This is a genomic window from Synechococcus sp. R3-13 (assembly GCF_047462195.1).
Taxonomy (GTDB): Bacteria; Cyanobacteriota; Cyanobacteriia; order Thermostichales; family Thermostichaceae; genus Thermostichus.
Genome location: NZ_JANSIO010000476.1, coordinates 1 through 600, shown reverse-complemented (window position 1 = coordinate 600; position 600 = coordinate 1). Strand labels below are relative to the sequence as shown.

Below are 600 nucleotides of genomic sequence, written 5' to 3'. Positions count from 1 at the left end.
AGTTGGCTTTGATCAGACTGGCCTCTTTCAGGTTGGCCCCGCTCAGGTCGGCCCGCGTCAAATCCGCTCCCGACAGGTTGGCTCCGCTGAGATCGGCGCGGCTAAGATTGGCGTTGCGCAATACCGCTCCCCGGCGGCTATCGAAACGGAGATTAGCCCCCCGCAAGCAAGCTCCCCCCAAGTTGGCACTGGTGAGGTTGGCCCAACGCAGATCCGCATCCAGCAGGTTGGCATCGATCAACAGAGCCAGCGTTAGGTTGGCCCCATGCAAATCTGCCCCTTGTAGGGTGGTGCCGTGCAACTGGGCATCCCTGAGATCCGCCTCGCTCAAGTCCGCCTGGCTGAGGTTGGCCCCCCCGAGGTTAGCCCCGACGAGGTTGGCCTTCTGCAGCTTGGCCCGCCCCAAGAAGGCGAAGATCAAGTTGGCGCTGTGCAGGTTTGCTTGGGAGAGATCCACCCCGATCAAATCGGCCCGGCTCAGGTCAAGGGCGGCCAGGTTCTCGCCGGCAAAGTTGATCCGTCCTGCCCGGTAAAGCCGAAGCAGATCCTTGGCATCCATAGAAGAGAGGGGAGAGCATGACTCTAGTCAATAATAAGCTC

The 600-nt window shown here is 61.0% G+C and carries 1 protein-coding gene; it reads right to left on the bottom strand.

The features are described 5' to 3' along the window. Positions 1-559: pentapeptide repeat-containing protein (locus tag NW856_RS13285; protein ID WP_414400642.1), on the bottom strand; the 559-nt coding region annotated here is incomplete at its 3' end. Between the last annotated feature and the right edge of the window lie 41 nt (positions 560-600).